This is a genomic window from Bacillus sp. AR8-1 (assembly GCF_008042345.1).
GTDB classification, from domain to species: Bacteria; Bacillota; Bacilli; order Bacillales; family Bacillaceae_G; genus Bacillus_A; species Bacillus_A cereus.
On record NZ_QNUB01000018.1, the window covers coordinates 293226 to 310719 of the forward strand.

Genomic DNA, 17494 nt, shown 5'->3' on the forward strand with positions numbered 1-17494 from the left:
ATTTCTGAATCCTCCTCAGATCTAAAAGGTTTGTAAATACAAATCCTTTACCCTAACTGTTCTACTTCTTTATGATTACGAATCGTTTCAAACCATGTATATAGTTGCTGATATGTGCTATAAACCAATTCTTTTTCTAATTGTAAGTGGTTCATTTTCTCACGATATGTGTTCGATTCAATTAAATCACGCTTTTGTTTTTTGTCTGCCATAAAAATGACGCCATCTTTTATTGTAACAAATTCTAACTCAAAAAACACCTGTGTCATGAAATTTACTGTATCTTTTGACCAACCTTTATGACGACATAGTTGTTCTCCATATTGTCTTAAAGAAAATGGTGTTTTTTGGCTTAAGAAAGAATAGTACCATTTAAAGTGTTCTCTCGTCGGAACTGTACTAAATAAGTGGTTATTCTCTTGATAAAATAGCGTATAAATTCGCGCTGGGAATCCTACTTTAAATAGCTCACTTAATTCATCTGTTCCTTTTGGTAAATCAAGTAACACGATATATTGATCATCTAAATGCGTTACTTCTGAAGCATGCATGAGCTTTTCTTTATAGCTCTCTAAAGAAAATTTATTCAATACCTCTTCAGAAAAATACACCATTGTTATTTTTTCTTTCGGAAGTTCTGCTAAATTTGCTTCTGCATTACGCATACTACGCCAATCAAATAATTGCCACGCCTCTACAGCAATATCTTGTACCATTAATTGTGGCTTCTTAAAATTATTCCATTCATTGATGGATGCTTCTCCTATTACAGATACTTTTGCAACTGGAGAGATTTCTTTCGCATATGCACCAAAACCAAATCCAATTGTATCCAGTGTTGCTTGTCCATCACGAAGAGCCATTTTTAAATGAGAGCCATCTGATCCGATCGCGCGAATACTTTCTAACTCTGCATCTTTCACTGCAATACGTGGTTTCGGATTTCCAACACCAAACGGGGCTAGTTTTTGCATATCTTCAATTGCCGCTAGTGTTACATCCTCTACTTTACAAAAAACATCAACTGCTGTAATTGGAATAAAATCTTCTTCTGTTAAAATTGCATCTGCTTGTTCATTTAAGCGGCGACGTAATTCATCTACATCATTCATATGTAGCGTCATTCCCGCTGCCATTGGATGCCCTCCGAAGTGTGGCAATAACTCTCTACAATCTGATAAATTTGCAAACAAATCAAATCCTGCAATACTACGCGCTGAGCCTTTTGCTGTTTCTTTTATAGGATCAATACATAATACAATAGTCGGACGATAAAAACGTTCAACTAATTTAGAAGCGACAATCCCAATTACACCTGGATTCCAACCTTCTTTTGCAAGTACTAACACTTTGTTTTCTTCTGGTGGGAAGTTATTTTCAACTTCAGCGATAGCCTCTTCTGTAATTTGCTTTACAATATCTTTTCGCAGTTTGTTCAGCTCATCAATTTCTTCGGCCAACTCTTTCGCTTCCTCAGGATCATCTGATAATAAAAGGTGTACAGCCGGCGTTGCATCTTCTAAACGCCCGACCGCATTAATACGCGGTGCAATTGAGAAGCCAATACTCTCTTCTGTAATTTCACTTTGCGAAACGTTAGCAACTTTAAACAATGCCTTTAAACCAATATTTTTCGTCATACGCATATGTTTTAAACCGCGTTTCACTAGCAACCTATTTTCACCATGAAGTGACACTAAATCGGCTACTGTACCGATTACTGCAATCTCTAATAAATGTTCTGGTACACGGCCTAATAGTGCATGCGCAACTTTAAACGCAACACCTACACCAGCTAAATAGTGAAACGGATATACACCGCCATCTAATTTCGGATGTATAATCGCAAGTGCTTCTGGCAATTCTGGCGGTGGCTCATGGTGATCTGTAATAATTAGATCTATTCCAAGCTCTTTCGCTACATTCGCTTCATGTACTGCTGCGATGCCAGTGTCGACAGTAATAATCAGTGAGAACCCTGCGCTATGCGCCCAACGAAACGCTTCTTCGTTCGGCCCATACCCTTCTGTAAAACGATTTGGAATATAAAATTCTACTTCTGCACCTAATTCTTGAAGAGCAAGATATAACACAGTTGTACTACTTACTCCGTCTGCATCGTAATCACCAAATATTAATATTTGTTCTCCATTTTGAATCGCCTTATTTACACGTTCTACCGTTCTATCCATTCCTTCTAATAAAAATGGATCATGAAATTCTTGATTTTCTGTATTTAAAAAATCTAAAATCTTATCTTCTGTATCTAGTCCTCTACCGAGGAATAATGAAACGACAAGTGGCGATAACTGTAATTTACTTGCTAATTCACTCACTCGTTCGTCATTATATTCTTTTTCTTTCCAACGCGTCTTCGGTTGTAACACGAAATCACCCCTTAACCTGTTCATTATACAAGACAGATTAAGGGGTGACAATATAATGCAAACTACGATGCAATATCTATATACTAAAATGTTAATGATGTTTAATTTGGAGAATACGGATTTATATGTACGAATACATTTTGTACATTATCTTGTTTCATAAGTATTTCTTTCACATGTTTTCCAATACGGTGTCCTTCTTCTACAGTAATGTATGGATCTACAGACACTTTAATATCGACAATAACATAATGACCATGCTCCCGTGCATATAAAGAACCAATTTTTTTCACACCATCTACTTGAAGAACTGCTTCTCTAAGCGGAATAACATCCTCCTCATGAAGAACATGGTCAAGCGTTGCATGAATTGCTTCCGCTCCAATGCTCCATGCCATTTTTACAACAAGAAGCGAAACAACTAATCCTGCAATCGGATCAGCATATACAAGCCAGTCTATACCAAGCTTACCACCGAGTATAGCTGCACAAATACCGATTAAAGCTGCAATTGAAGAAAATACATCCGAACGGTGCTCATATGCATTTGCAATAATTGCATCACTATTTACCCTTTTCCCTAGTCGGAATTTATATTGAAACATTCCTTCTTTCACGACGATTGAAAGAACAACAGCAAAAATCGTAATTCCTTTCGGCGGTTCTAGTTCTTGCGAAAAAGCTTTTATAGATGAAATCGCGATTTCAAGTCCCACAATAAATAATAATACCGCAACAATAATCGCTGAAATCGATTCCGCTTTACCATGACCATACGGATGATCTTCATCAGGTGGCTGCTTTGCCGCTCGCAATCCAAAAAGTACAGCTAGCGAACCAATTACATCTGATGCAGAATGCACCGCATCTGCTAGCAGTGCTTTACTGTTCCCAATATAACCAATTACCGCCTTTACAATTGCTAATATAATATTACCAACGATCCCGACAATAGCACCAAACTCGGCCTGTTTAAAACGTTCATCTTTTTCCATAATTAAAATCCCTTCTTTTCTTAACCTATCTTTTTATTTTAACAAAAACAGCGATAACACCACCACTTTCTTCCATCTTCTTCCCATCAAAAAGTTGCTATCTTATTGTATCCACAAACGAAAAAAGAGATGCCTCATAATAAGGCATCATCTTTTCTATACTTGCGGTTCAGATTCTACTTTCTCAACCTTCTTCTTGTTTTTCCCCTTTTTCAAACGACGGTTTTCAAGCATTAACCAAATTTGAGAGGCAACGAAAACAGAAGAGTACGTACCTACAATTAATCCAACAAGTAACGCAAACGAGAAGTTACGTAGTGACTCACTACCGAAGATAAGCAGTGCAATTACTGGGAATAACACTGTTAATACGGTGTTAATCGAACGACCAAGCGTTTGGCGGATACTTGCATTTACAATCTCTTCTAGGTCTTTTATATCGCGCACTCGTTTTTTCTGCTTGTATAATTCACGGTTTCTATCAAATGTAACAATTGAGTCATTAATAGAATAACCGATGATTGTTAGTACTGCAGCGATAAACGTTAAGTCTACCTCTAATTGGAAAATACTAAACATAACAACCATAACGAATGCGTCATGTAGTAACGCAAGCACTGCAGATAACGCATACGTAAATCGGAATCGAATACTTACGTATAAAATGATAACTGCAGAAGCAATCAGTACAGCGATAAATGCATTTCGTGCAATTTCTTTACCGATTGTCGGTGAAACTGTACTTATGTTTGGATCTGTACCATATTTATCGTGGAAGAATGTTTTTGTTTTGGCAATTTCATCTTTTGATAAAACACCTAATGTACGAACTGCGAAACCTTTATTGTCATCTCCAGTCGGTACAATATTTTCTTCCTTCACATCAATGTTCAATTCTTTAAAATCTTTATGAACATCAGATACCGTAACGGCTTGTTTTGATTGCAAGTCAATACGTGTACCACTTGCAAAGTCAATCCCAAGATTCAATTTGAAAATTGGTAAGATAATTGCACCCGCAATTACAACTACAATTGAGAAGATAAGGAATTTATGACCGATATTCACGAAGTTAATACGATCAAATCTCGTTGGCGGATGCACTACACCTTTTGTTAATGGAATAATATCCTTTTGTTTCACACCAAAATATCCTGGTTTTTTATCGAAGTAACGGCTCTTTACAAGTAAACCTAGTAAGAAACGAGTACCGAATACGTTCGTAATAAAACCAACTAAAATACTTACGATTAAACTTGTTGCGAATCCTTTTACAGAGCTATTACCATAAACGAATAACACACCAGCTGCTGCAAGAGTCGTAACGTTTGCATCTAAAATTGTTGCTAATGAACGATGGTTACCAGCTCGGAATGCCGACATCATGGACTTACCAATTTTCAGCTCTTCTTTCAGTCTCTCGTACGTAATAATATTCGCATCAACTGCGATACCTACTCCGAGCACTAACGCCGCAATACCTGGCAACGTAAGAACTGCATGCATCCAGTTAAAGACAAGTAATGTAACGAAAATGTATAAACCTAACATAATAACCGCTACAAGTCCTGGTAAACGGTAGAATACAAGCATAAATAAGAAAATAAGAGCGATACCAATCGCACTAGCGAAAATCGTTTGCTCTAACGCTTGTTGACCAAATTTCGCTCCAACAGATGTTGAATACATTTCTTTTAAATCAACAGGAAGTGCACCTGCATTTAATAAAGATGAAAGTTGTTTCGCACTTTCAACTGTGAAGTTTCCACCTACGATAGATACTTCAGCTTGGTTAAATACTTGGTTTACTGTTGCTGCTGATAAGAACTTTGGATTCGGTTTTGCAGATTCTGCTTTATACGAATCTTTTCCTTCTTCAAAATCAAGCCAAATTACCATTAAATTCGTTGGTGGTGGCATTTTAGAAATTTTTTCAGTTACTTCACGGAATTTTTCAGCGCTTTTTAGTGTAAGACCTACGCTCGCACGGCCTTGCTCATCAAATGTTTGCTTCGCTCCGCCGCCTTTTAAATCCGTTCCATCCATAAGAAGGTTATCATCCACATCACGGAATGTTAATTTCGCTTGTGTTGATAACATTTCACGTGCTTTTTGCTGATCTTGTACACCAGCAAGCTGTACACGAATTCGATCTTGCCCTTCGATTTGAATGTTCGGCTCACTTACACCGAGAACATTGACACGATTTTCAAGAGCACCTACTGTACTTACAAGTACGTCTCGATCGATTTTATCACCTTTTTTGGCTGGTTTTACTTCATACAGAATTTCAAAACCACCGCGAAGGTCTAGTCCTAGACTAATTCCTTTTGCTATGTCTTTTCCTGCCGCACCAATTACTCCACCGATTAATAAGACGATGAGGAAAAAGGCGGCAATTCTCGTACCACGCTTTGCCATATGTACCCTCTTTCTGCTACTAACACTTTCAATAAATCTTTTACGATTCACTGCTATACGTGTGCATACGCCTAGTTAGTAGACTTCCTTTCTATAATTTTTGCTAGCTCATCACTAGCTGTATAGGTAAGCTTTTACACTCCCTACACTTTCATCATTTATTTTCCTCTTCACTACCTCCTTTATATATAATCTTAGACACAATTATTTCCTCTTTATCAATACATATCATTATACTGCAAAAGGAAGAACAAACCAATTGCAGTCGGTTATTTATTTTCGTACTCATCAAATGACCAAAGCGGTGCTTGGTAAGCTTCAACAGTTAAATATGTCATATATTCATTAGTACTTACTGTTAATACGTCATTAACTAATTCATACAATCTAACATCGTTGTCTATCTTCTTCCACTTTTTCACTTTGAGAAACTTCCAAATGTCATCATCTGTTACTCGGTCGTAACCGAACATTTGAAACTCTTCTACTTTACTTTCTAAAACGACTTGTAACTGTCCGCGGTATGATTCTACCAAAGCCTCTCTATCTAACATTTATAACATCTCCTTCTTATTTCAGCACGAAAAAGTCGCTTTAATCCCGCTCTAATGGACAGCAATAACTACTTTCAAGAGCACTATCATACTTCACTCTCTTAAATGCTTGTCATTCTTGTCTCGTACGTGCATATAAATTATTGTAAATCATTCCATTGATTTTGAGAAGGTAGGAGAAGAACATGACGAGACAAAGCTTTTTAAAAGGCGCATTTATTTTAATGATAGCCGGCTTTATTACAAAAATACTCGGCTTTATCAACCGCATAGTAATGGCACGTATTTTAGGAGAAGAAGGCGTTGGTCTTTATATGATGGCCGTTCCTACATTCATTTTAGCAATTACATTGACACAAATTGGTCTTCCTGTCGCCATCGCAAAATTTGTAGCAGAAGCAGAAGCTGTGAACGATAAACAAAGAGTTAAAAAAATATTAACCGTATCACTAGCTGTTACATCCGTTATTAGTATCATTTTAACAATCGGAATTATGTTCCTCACGCCTATTTTAGCAAAAACATTATTAACCGACGAAAGAACGTACTATCCATTAATGGCTATTTTGCCCGTTGTCCCCGTTATTGCTGTTTCTTCTGTTTTGCGTGGTTACTTTCAAGGGAAACAAAACATGAAACCTAGCGCTTATGCGCAAGTTCTAGAACAAGTCGTCCGCATTACCATTATCGCTATATGCATCCAGTTATTTTTACCTTACGGCATAGAATACGCTGCAGCCGGCGCTATGTTATCAGCTGTTCTCGGTGAAGTTGCATCCTTATTATTTTTACTCACGTTATTTCAGCGAGAAAAACATTTATCAATACGCTCTGGATTTTTCACTACTGTAAAGGAAAGCAAAGGGACATTTTATTCTCTGATGGATATTGCCCTTCCAACTACAGGAAGTCGTTTAATCGGCTCCGTTTCATATTTTTTTGAACCTATTGTCGTTATGCAAAGCTTAGCAATCGCTGGTGTCGCTGCTTCTGTTGCAACCCAGCAATACGGTATATTAAACGGTTATGCATTCCCGCTCCTATCACTACCCGCCTTTATTACATACGCTCTTTCTACAGCGCTCGTTCCTTCTATTAGTGAAGCAATGGCAAAAAGACAACATAAATTAGTAGAGCACCGTTTACAACAAGCACTTCGAATTTCATTAATTACCGGCGGATGGTCTGTCGTTATATTATACGTATTCGCTTCTCCTGTTTTAACTCTTATGTATGGATCAGACAGCGCAACAGCATTCATTCAACTTCTTGCGCCTTGCTTTTTATTTCATTATTTCCAAAGTCCACTTACCTCTGTTTTGCAAGCTTTAAACTTAGCAAGGGCTGCAATGATGAATACATTTATTGGTGCCATCGTGAAATTAATCGTTATTTTTGTACTAGCATCAAGGCCAGAATTTCAAATGATGGGGGTTGCACTTGCTATCGCTGCAAATATTGTAACAGTAACATTTCTTCACTACGCTACTGTTTTAAAAAAGATTACATTTACCATTTACGCAAAAGACTATATTTTCGGCGGACTTGCCATCGGTATCGCAGGCGCCTTCGGTTTTTATCTCCATAAATATATTATTTTCTCTCATTCCCTTGGCATACAAACATTATGGGAAATCACTTTAACAACAATTGTTTATATCGTACTTCTCTTCACTTTCAAACTCATTCGAAAAGAAGAGTTAAGTCGTCTCCCTATCATTCGTAAACTTTCATTTTTGAAATAAGATGAAACTTTAATCAGTGGGGTAATCTCCACTGATTATTAGTTAAACCAATCATTCTTACTCTTTCAAAGGATAAATCTCTAATTTTCTTTTACATCAACAAAAAATTGTCCGTTTTGAAAACTACAGTATAAAATTTGTGTTACATCGTTATAACCTAAGTTTTTTAATTTCTCAATAAGCCATTCATCTGTATGCTCAATCATTTGTAAATGACTAGATTGAATTTCTCCATCAATAATAAGAGGAAGCGTAAACTGTAATGTATCTTGTTTATTTTTTTGTTTTTGAAAGACAGATAACTTCCCAGACGGTTCCAAAATAGCATATTCTACATCCCGAATATCTCCAACTCCTTGTTCCCTTAATTGCATCATTAAATCATCTATATTATACCGTTGCTTTCTCATCTTCTTTTCATCAATCTTCCCCGCGTTTACAAGAATAGCTGGCTCACCTTCTATTAAATGCCGAAAGCGTTGATACTTTAGGGAAATGACTGACAAAATAATTTGGATGCACATAAGAAAAGTCATCGGAACTAATTGATGCCAAAGTGATTTATCGGTATTTTCAATTGCCACTACAGCCATTTCTCCAAGCATAATAAATACGACTAAATCTAATACACTTAGCTCTCCTATCTCACGTTTACCCATAAGACGAAAAATAATTAAGATGATGATATACAAAAGCATTGTCCGTCCAATTATTGATATCCATTCCATTTCTACATCTCCTTTTTTACGTATAGACTCCCCTATAAAAAAGAAACTAGTCTAACTTGGGCAAAAGGAAAATATGCTTGTATTAAAAAGGGGGAATGCATAAATGGATGGAACGAAAAAATTATCAACTGCAATTGGCTTCGGTATTGTTACACTACTAATTCTCGCATCTATTACTAGTATGATTATGGCTCTTTTATTAAAGTTTACAAATATAAATGAAGGGACATTAACCGTTACTATTTTTATACTCGCTCTTTTATCTATGCTTATGTCTGGATTTACTGCCGGCAAAAAGGCTCAAGGAAAAGGTTGGCTAGTAGGTTTCACAACAGGGCTCACATTCACTATACTCGTCTTTTTAGTTAACTATTTAGGCTTTTCTCAAACCTTATCGAACTCACAATTACTTTATCAATTAGCATTAATGGGGGCGAGTACACTCGGTGGTATTTTCGGTGTAAATATGTCAAAGCAAAGTAACTAAAAAAGGCCCTGCACATTTCATGCAGGGCCTTCCACATTAGTTTTTCACAACTTCACGAATCGCATTGCGATCGAAAGTTAAGTGTGAACCACCAGATTTAATAACGATTTTCGTCTCATCTACTGATTCGATTGTACCGTGTAAACCACCGATTGTTACGATAGCATCACCTTTTGCTAACTCACTTTGCATTTGAGCAACTGCTTTTTGACGTTTTTGTTGCGGGCGAATTAATAAGAAATAGAAAATCGCAAACATCGCAACGATCATAACGATATTCATCATACCTGCATTCATCTTTTGTTCCTCCTTTTAAATTATGTATTAGAAGTTTTTAGCATTCGGTTTATTAAAGCCATACTGTTCAAAGAACTCTTCGCGGAAATCGCCAAGACGGTCTTCACGAATAGCTTGTCTCACCTGCTCCATTAAGTTTAACAGAAAATGAAGGTTGTGATAAGACGTTAAACGAATTCCGAACGTTTCATCACATTTCATTAAGTGACGAATATACGCACGTGAGTAGTTTTTACATGTGTAGCAATCACAGTTTGGATCAAGCGGACCGAAGTCTCTTGCGAATTTCGCATTTTTTACAACGAGTCGACCTTCACTTGTCATACATGTACCATTTCGAGCGATACGAGTTGGAAGTACGCAGTCAAACATATCAATACCACGAATTGCACCATCGATTAATGAGTCAGGAGAACCTACACCCATTAAGTAACGAGGCTTATTATCTGGAAGAAGTGGTGTTGTAAACTCAAGTACACGGTTCATAATATCTTTCGGTTCACCAACAGATAAACCACCTACAGCGTAACCAGGGAAGTCCATTGAAACAAGGTCTTTCGCACTTTGACGACGAAGCTCTTCGTACTCCCCGCCCTGTACAATACCGAATAAACCTTGATCTTGCGGACGTTCATGCGCTTTTAAGCAACGTTCTGCCCAGCGGCTCGTACGCTCTACAGATTTCTTCATATATTCAAAAGTAGCCGGGAACGGCGGACACTCATCAAATGCCATCATAATATCCGAACCTAATGCATTTTGGATTTCCATCGCTTTTTCTGGTGATAAGAATAATTTATCTCCATTTAAGTGATTACGGAAGTGAACGCCTTCCTCTTCAATACGACGGAAGTCACTTAAACTGAATACTTGGAAACCACCAGAGTCTGTTAAGATTGCACGATCCCAGTTCATAAATTTATGCAAGCCGCCTGCTTCACGAATAATTTCATGACCTGGACGTAGCCATAAATGATACGTATTACTTAAAATAATGCCAGAATCCATTGCTTTTAATTCTTCCGGTGACATTGTCTTAACTGTCGCAAGTGTACCAACTGGCATAAATGTTGGTGTATCAAATGAACCGTGCGGTGTATGCACACGACCTAAACGGGCACCCGTTTGTTTACATGTCTTAATAAATTCATAACGAATTGCTGTCATAACTTACTCCTTTTATTTGTTTCTCATTTTAGCGTGAGATGCAACGAACATTGCATCACCGAAGCTAAAGAAACGATATTTTTCTTTTACTGCTTCATTATAAGCATGAAGTACATTATCTCTATTTGCAAATGCACTTACAAGCATGATTAATGTTGATTTCGGCAAGTGGAAGTTTGTAATTAAACCATCAATTGCTTTAAATTCATATCCCGGATACATGAAAATATCTGTCCATCCAGAAGCGGCGCAAAGCTTACCGTCATGATCTGTTGCAATTGTTTCTAACGTACGAGTTGATGTCGTACCTACAGTAATAATACGTCCACCATTCTCTTTCACACGATTTAATAATGCCGCTGTCTCTTCAGACATATGGTAATATTCTGCGTGCATATGGTGTTCTTCAATCGTGTCTGCAGAAACTGGTCTAAATGTTCCAAGCCCTACGTGAAGTGTAATGAATGCCAACTGAACGCCTTTTTGCTTTAACTTCTCAAGTAACTCTTCTGTAAAGTGAAGTCCCGCAGTCGGCGCTGCTGCTGAACCGATTTCTTTCGCATATACTGTTTGATAGCGATCGCGATCTTCTAGCGTCTCTTTAATATATGGAGGAAGTGGCATTTCCCCAAGTTCATCTAAAATTTCATAGAAGATGCCGTCATATGAAAATTCAAGCTGACGTCCACCTTGATCTGCAGTTCCTGTGCAAGTTGCTTTTAATTTCCCTTCGCCAAAAGAGATAACAGTTCCTTCTTTTACACGTTTCGCTGGCTTTACAAGCGTTTCCCACTTATCGCCTTCTTCTTGTTTTAAAAGAAGTACTTCAATGTGCGCGCCTGTATCTTCTTTCACACCGTGCAAACGAGCAGGCATAACTTTCGTTTCATTTAAAACTAAGCAATCCCCCTCATGTAAGTAAGAAAGAATGTCCGTAAAATGTTTATGCTCAATATCACCTGTTTCACGGTCTAACACCATTAATCTTGATGTTTCACGATCTTCTAACGGGACTTGTGCAATAAGTTCTTCTGGTAAATGAAAATCAAACAGATTTATATCCATAGCTATATCCACCTATTTCTTATTTAAATCGATTTATTATATACATAATAAAAGATAGTACAATACTTAACACAATACATGTAATGATAGGAAAATAAAAGGTAACGTTTCCTTTTTTCACAAAAATATCGCCTGGAAGCCTGCCAATGAACTTCCAAGCTAATCCAACAACGATGAGTAAGATTCCCGCTGTAATAAGCATTTTGGGCATCTCCATCATACTTTTGGCATCTCCATTCCGAAATGTTCATACGCAAGCGGCGTTACAATTCGGCCCCTTGGCGTTCGTTGTAAAAAGCCAATTTGTAATAAATACGGCTCATACACATCTTCAATCGTATGAGATTCTTCTCCAATTGTTGCTGAAACCGTTTCTAATCCAACTGGACCACCACGGAATTTCTCAATAATACCAAGCAGTAATTTATGATCAATATGATCTAGACCTAATTTATCTACTTGCAGTAGCTCTAATGCCATTTGCGTAATTTCCATCGTAACCGTTCCGTTACCACGAACTTGCGCGAAATCACGTACACGTCTTAAAAGACGATTCGCAATACGAGGTGTACCACGAGCACGTCTTGCAATTTCTAATGCAGCTAACGAATCGATTTCAACTTCAAACACTTCTGCTGTACGTTCAACAATCGCAGAAAGCTGATCTACTGTGTAGTACTCTAACCTTGAAAGTACACCGAAGCGGTCACGAAGCGGTGCCGATAATGCTCCGGCGCGTGTCGTTGCTCCAACTAATGTAAATGGCGGTAAATCTAGGCGTACAGAACGTGCTGAAGGCCCTTTTCCAATTACGATATCAAGGCAAAAGTCTTCCATCGCAGGATACAATACTTCTTCAATTGATCTATGCAAACGATGAATTTCATCAATAAATAATACATCCCCTGGCTGAAGCGCTGTTAATACAGCAGCTAAATCTCCTGGTCTTTCAATCGCGGGACCTGAAGTTGTTCTAACATTAACGCCCATTTCATTTGCAATAATATTCGCAAGCGTCGTTTTACCAAGACCTGGCGGTCCATATAAAAGCACGTGATCTAACGTTTCTTCACGCATTTTCGCTGCTTCAATAAATACTTCTAAATTATGTTTCGCTTTATCTTGGCCAATATACTGACGGAGCGTCTGTGGCCGTAATGAATATTCTAAATCCGCATCTTCATATGCAGATTCCCCTGAAAGGAGACGTTCGTCCATTATACTCACCTCTTACCATTTAGTAAAAGACTAAGTGCCTTTTTAATATACTGATCCGTCGTTAATGATTCTTTTAATAACTCTGGTACAACGCGAGAAACTTCGCGTTCTGCGTATCCAAGTGCGCGCAGAGCTTCCAGTGCCTCATCAAGCTCAGCTGATGAACCTTTCTTCTCATCAAAACGTTCTGTGTCTGAGAATAAATCCACAAATGCATCTGGTACGACATCTGCTAGTTTTCCTTTTAAATCTAAAATCATTTGGCGTGCTGTTTTCTTTCCGACGCCTGGGAATTTCACTAAAAACTTCTCATCTTCATGCTCAATCGCTTGAACGACCTGTCCTGTTTGACCAGAAGCTAAAATTGCAAGAGCGCCTTTTGGCCCAATGCCAGACACGCCTAACAACTTTGTAAATAATAAACGCTCTTCACGTGTTTTAAACCCGTAAAGTGCCATAATATCTTCTCTCACATAATGATATGTATAGACACGGATTTCTTGCTTACTTCTTTGAAATACATACGGATTCGGTGTGAAAATTTGATAACCAATTCCATTATGGTCAATTACGACATATTCCGGCCCTACATACTCCACGTAACCTGTAACATATTCAAACAAAATACGATCTCTCCCTCTTAAATCATGTATTCCATTTTAACATATTTAATGATAGAAAAGCGAGACTGCCCCAACAAATGTTCTCCACTTGAAACTTCTGTTATTTTCCATTGACAGAAAGGTTAAAGCACCTTAATATACAGAGGTCGATAATGATTATCAATACTAATTAAAGGGGTTACATCAGGATGAAACGTAAGCTATTTATTTTATTTACTATTATGCTTGTTGTTCTTTCTATCGTTGGCTGTTCTTCTCAAAAAGAAGAATCAAAAGCAAAAGAACAACCGAAAACAAAAGTTGTAAAACATGCTAAAGGTGAAGCTACAATTCCAGTAAATCCAAAGAGAATTGTTGACTTATCTGGATCAACAGAAGAACTATTACTTCTTGGACACAAACCTGTTGGTACAGCAAATACATATAAAGATAAAATCCAAAATCACTTAACAGACAAATTAGATGGAGTAAAAGCAGTTGGTTGGTACTGGGCACCTAAAGTTGATTTAGAAGCTGTTACTGCTTTAAAACCAGACTTAATAATTTTAAACAACCGTCAATTAAAAATTTATGATCAACTAGAAAAGGTTGCACCTACAGTTGTTCTAGAAACAAACTTAGAAGACTGGCGTGGTAAGTTTAAAGAAGTAGGTAAGCTATTTGACGAAGAGAAGAAAGCAGACAAATGGATTGCAGACTACGATAAGAAAGCAGACTCTTTATCTAAAAAAATTAAAGAGAAAACAAAAGATGAGAACTTTATGTTCGTTGCAGTTACACCTCAAAACTTCCGTGTATACGGCAGCTTCGGATACGGTGACATCATCTTTAACGACTTAAAACTTCCTGCAACAAAAGGTACAGATTTAAAACAAACGATGGCGCAAGTATCACTAGAAGGTCTAGTTGCATTCCAGCCTGATCAAATGTTTATTGTAAACTTCGGCGGCGAAGCTGATAAAGTGTACGAAGACTACAAAAACAGTGCCGTTTGGAAAGACAATAAAGCAGTTAAAAATAATCACGTATATGAAGTATCAAATGAAGTCTTCAATACGAAAGCATTCAATCCAATTGGAAAAGATATGCTAATTGATGAAATCGCAAAAGAAATTTTAGCTAAAAATAAGTAAGAAAAAGCAGCTCACCATGAGCTGCTTTTTTTCTTATTTTGCACTGCGTATTGTTTCATTTTTTCAATCGTCTTTACAAAACCTTCTTTTGATTTAATCCGAATACCACGCTTCAATTTCGCACGCTCATAACTCTCAAGCTTTTTCATATCAATTTGAAAGAAAGAATGGATCGCATTATCACTTTTTGGCACACCTTTGAAAATTTGTAATATCCCTTCCTCTGAAACACCAAAATATCCGCTCGTTTTCAATAACGGAGAAATATCATCAACTTTCTTTTGTAATACGATTTGTACATCATCACGATCAACAAGTTGCCATTCTTTATATTGCTGTAAAAACTTTTCTAAATCCGCTACTTTTTCTGTAAGTATTTCCTCACTTACTTCTCCATCAACATACATACGCTCTAATAAAATTGTAACCTCAGGTTCTTTTTCCGTTACTTCTGGTACTGGCCCTTCCGCCTTCACATTCGTTTCATAAACGAAACAAAACATCATAACGAAAGCTTGCATCGCAATCAGTATCCATTTCATTTCCGTTCACCTCTTTTAGGCAAGATCATACTTTCATTAGTAGTTTTTCCGGAAATGGGGGTTTTATCCATATTACATTTCTTTCGAAAAATAAAAAATGCAGATAAGGGTTTACCTCATCTGCATGTATCATTTACTTTTATATAAAATGAAAGACGCCTGCAAAGCAGGCGTCTTGATGCGTTTACGGCGAGAGACCAGGCGACCACATTCGCGTGTTTAGCACTTAAGCATATCTCTCGTCTTACGTAAATTAGCTCATCGCTTTGTTAATATAACATTAATAAATTATAAGTGCAACATGTTTATAAAAATATTTTATTCCCTCTTTTATCCAACTGAATAATATGCAAATTATAAATTGATAAAAGTAACATATATGTTACAATTAATATAACAGCGAAATCATAATAAACAGGAGATGGATATTGTGAAAAAAATAAAGGATGAACGTCTCATTCTGAAAACATTAAAAAACATACGTATTGCCTTTCTTTTTCAATCGCTTGGTATAATTGGCATTTTAGGCTATATCGGATTCACTGAAGGAATGGATCAAATTACGAAATCTCCATTATGGCTATTATTTATTCTTACAAGTATCGTCCTTAGTTATTTACAGTTAAGTGTTTCAATCGATGTAGAAGAAAGTGAAAAGGAAATAAAGTTAACTCCTTATTATAAACTTGTCTTCCGCTCCCTTATTGTAGGAATCGTTATGGCTATTATTTATATTATTTTCAGTCCAGAAAGACCACTGTTTGAAGCTATTTTAACAGGTAGTATTCTTTTCATATGCTTTTTAGTTTCTTACTCCGTTAGTTATTTTATTAAAAAACGTCGTTTACAAGACAACGATGAATAAAGAGGAAGGGCTCACCCTTCCTCTTTTGTTTTGTTATCGCACTGTACCAGTTAAACCGTAACGAATGTCTCGGAACATATTCACTATGTCACGATTAAAATCGTTTGTAACTGTACCGTTACGTAGACGCGTACTCATTGCATCGACACGAGTAAACATATCATTTCTTACAGAAACATATACGTTTCTGTTTCCAACTTCATTTGAAACCGCTTGACGAATTTCGTTCGCCATCGCCGTTTCATTTGTCACTGTGTTACGTGGCTTTACCGCAATCGCTACATCGTTTCCATATACAACTGTAGACACACGGTCTACGTTATTCATACGTTTCACACGATTTGTTATTCTTTCAGCTGTTTTACCATCATTGTTAATGTATGAATTGTTCATTGTAATATTACGAGTTGGATGCGGATTAGCAATTTGTCCATTGTAATTTACATCTCGATAATAATTGTATCCTGTATCGTTACGACCATTTCTATATGTTACATAATCTGTATAACGATCATTACGTGTCACATTATCACGATACTGGTGTGTATCATTATAAGATGTACGTTCGTAATTGTAGTTACGTCCATCCATTGCATTGTTATCTTTCGGTGTACCACATGCAGCTAATGCACTGGTAACTAACAAAGAAGCAGCAATCACTTTTACTTTCGTATTCAATACAAAAACCCCCTCTGTTAGAATGAGCTTCTCTACTGAAAAGCTCCCTCTTATGATGAGTAACAGAGAAGGTTTTTACACTGTTAATATTTCACTGGGAATTTTCTAGCACTTCATAAAAAAACTGCATTTTCTTAATTAACACGAATGCAAAAAAGGCGGGAATACTCCCGCCTTTTTAAACTTCTTCGTCCTCTTCTTCTGAAACGGGCTCTCCAAATACATTTGGTGGATCTGGTTGATAATACATCGTTCCTGGCTGTGGTGCATATGCAGACTGAGTTGGTTGATAATATAAAGGATTCGCATATTGCGGACCACCTGGTTGTGGACTATATAGTCTACTTTCTCCTCCGCATCCACAATCTTCCTCACCCTGCACAAGCGGCGGCATATTATTATCCATTGGCATCATATTCGGATTTGGCATAGACGTATATTGTGGTCCAAACGGCGCTCCTTGCTGATATGGCATTTGATATGGATTTGGTTGTTGATAATAGGGATTCGGCGGCATCATGGGCTGTTGATACGGCATTTGATATGGCATCATATTCGGTGGTTGATTATTATCCATTATCGGCATCAT

Annotated in this window: 17 protein-coding genes and 1 pseudogene; 4 read left to right on the plus strand and 14 right to left on the minus strand. The window is 37.2% G+C overall.

All coding sequences use genetic code 11. The features are described from left to right. Positions 1–47: 47 nt before the first annotated feature. The 4 genes from recJ to DN400_RS14950 form a co-directional block, all read right to left on the minus strand. Positions 48–2387 (minus strand): single-stranded-DNA-specific exonuclease RecJ, encoded by a 2340-nt coding sequence (gene recJ / locus DN400_RS14935; protein ID WP_000941225.1) that lies wholly within the window; start codon positions 2385–2387, stop codon positions 48–50. 101 nt (positions 2388–2488) lie between these two features. After that, entirely contained in the window at positions 2489–3382 is an 894-nt protein-coding gene (locus DN400_RS14940) for a cation diffusion facilitator family transporter (protein WP_000409746.1), read from the minus strand. A gap of 156 nt (positions 3383–3538) precedes the next feature. Continuing rightward, positions 3539–5803, minus strand: a complete 2265-nt coding sequence (gene secDF, locus DN400_RS14945; protein WP_001119065.1) for a protein translocase subunit SecDF — start codon at positions 5801–5803, stop codon at positions 3539–3541. A gap of 269 nt (positions 5804–6072) precedes the next feature. After that, complete coding sequence (locus DN400_RS14950; protein WP_016512296.1) at positions 6073–6357, minus strand: post-transcriptional regulator; 285 nt, start codon at positions 6355–6357, stop codon at positions 6073–6075. Between the two features lie 185 nt (positions 6358–6542). On the opposite strand from DN400_RS14950, the gene spoVB reads away from it, so the two are divergent. Then, positions 6543–8102: a stage V sporulation protein B gene (gene spoVB / locus DN400_RS14955; protein WP_000198301.1), complete on the plus strand. Its 1560-nt coding sequence runs from the start codon at positions 6543–6545 to the stop codon at positions 8100–8102. A gap of 80 nt (positions 8103–8182) precedes the next feature. Here spoVB and DN400_RS14960 read toward each other — a convergent pair whose 3' ends face one another. Further along, entirely contained in the window at positions 8183–8830 is a 648-nt protein-coding gene (locus DN400_RS14960) for a DUF421 domain-containing protein (protein WP_000454821.1), read from the minus strand. 103 nt (positions 8831–8933) lie between these two features. On the opposite strand from DN400_RS14960, the gene DN400_RS14965 reads away from it, so the two are divergent. Beyond that, positions 8934–9317: a TIGR04086 family membrane protein gene (locus tag DN400_RS14965; RefSeq protein WP_000349148.1), complete on the plus strand. Its 384-nt coding sequence runs from the start codon at positions 8934–8936 to the stop codon at positions 9315–9317. A gap of 36 nt (positions 9318–9353) precedes the next feature. Here DN400_RS14965 and yajC read toward each other — a convergent pair whose 3' ends face one another. From yajC to ruvA, 6 genes are read right to left on the minus strand one after another with little or no spacing between them, the layout of a single operon-like run. Beyond that, entirely contained in the window at positions 9354–9614 is a 261-nt protein-coding gene (gene yajC / locus DN400_RS14970) for a preprotein translocase subunit YajC (protein WP_000991115.1), read from the minus strand. Positions 9615–9641: 27 nt separating this feature from the next. After that, on the minus strand, positions 9642–10781 hold the full coding sequence (gene tgt / locus DN400_RS14975) for a tRNA guanosine(34) transglycosylase Tgt (RefSeq protein ID WP_000125365.1): 1140 nt from the start codon (positions 10779–10781) through the stop codon (positions 9642–9644). A gap of 12 nt (positions 10782–10793) precedes the next feature. Continuing rightward, positions 10794–11846, minus strand: a complete 1053-nt coding sequence (gene queA, locus DN400_RS14980) for a tRNA preQ1(34) S-adenosylmethionine ribosyltransferase-isomerase QueA (RefSeq protein ID WP_000354014.1) — start codon at positions 11844–11846, stop codon at positions 10794–10796. Between the two features lie 19 nt (positions 11847–11865). Beyond that, positions 11866–12066, minus strand: a complete 201-nt coding sequence (locus DN400_RS14985) for a DUF2905 domain-containing protein (protein WP_000970410.1) — start codon at positions 12064–12066, stop codon at positions 11866–11868. Then, entirely contained in the window at positions 12063–13064 is a 1002-nt protein-coding gene (gene ruvB / locus DN400_RS14990) for a Holliday junction branch migration DNA helicase RuvB (protein WP_000344450.1), read from the minus strand. The genes DN400_RS14985 and ruvB overlap by 4 nt, the downstream gene beginning before the upstream one ends. Before the next feature lie 5 nt (positions 13065–13069). Beyond that, positions 13070–13687 carry a Holliday junction DNA helicase RuvA gene (gene ruvA, locus DN400_RS14995; protein WP_000464511.1) on the minus strand — a complete coding sequence of 206 codons (618 nt, stop codon included), beginning with the start codon at positions 13685–13687 and terminating at the stop codon, positions 13070–13072. A gap of 188 nt (positions 13688–13875) precedes the next feature. Here ruvA and DN400_RS15000 point away from each other — a divergent pair, with 188 nt between their 5' ends. Further along, the gene (locus DN400_RS15000) at positions 13876–14820 is read left to right on the plus strand and encodes an iron-hydroxamate ABC transporter substrate-binding protein (RefSeq protein ID WP_000823606.1); all 945 of its coding nucleotides are present in this window, start codon (positions 13876–13878) and stop codon (positions 14818–14820) included. An 11-nt stretch (positions 14821–14831) separates the two neighbouring features. On the opposite strand, the gene DN400_RS15005 is transcribed toward DN400_RS15000, so the two are convergent. Continuing rightward, positions 14832–15362 carry a BofC C-terminal domain-containing protein gene (locus DN400_RS15005; RefSeq protein ID WP_000871172.1) on the minus strand — a complete coding sequence of 177 codons (531 nt, stop codon included), beginning with the start codon at positions 15360–15362 and terminating at the stop codon, positions 14832–14834. A 430-nt stretch (positions 15363–15792) separates the two neighbouring features. On the opposite strand from DN400_RS15005, the gene DN400_RS15010 reads away from it, so the two are divergent. Continuing rightward, positions 15793–16227 carry a hypothetical protein gene (locus DN400_RS15010; protein WP_023523099.1) on the plus strand — a complete coding sequence of 145 codons (435 nt, stop codon included), beginning with the start codon at positions 15793–15795 and terminating at the stop codon, positions 16225–16227. Positions 16228–16260: 33 nt separating this feature from the next. Here the strand turns inward: DN400_RS15010 and DN400_RS15015 are convergent, their stop codons facing one another. Continuing rightward, on the minus strand, positions 16261–16905 hold the full coding sequence (locus tag DN400_RS15015; RefSeq protein WP_001093537.1) for a YhcN/YlaJ family sporulation lipoprotein: 645 nt from the start codon (positions 16903–16905) through the stop codon (positions 16261–16263). 178 nt (positions 16906–17083) lie between these two features. After that, a pseudogene (locus DN400_RS15020) lies at positions 17084–17494 on the minus strand (peptigoglycan-binding protein LysM); the annotation flags it as partial.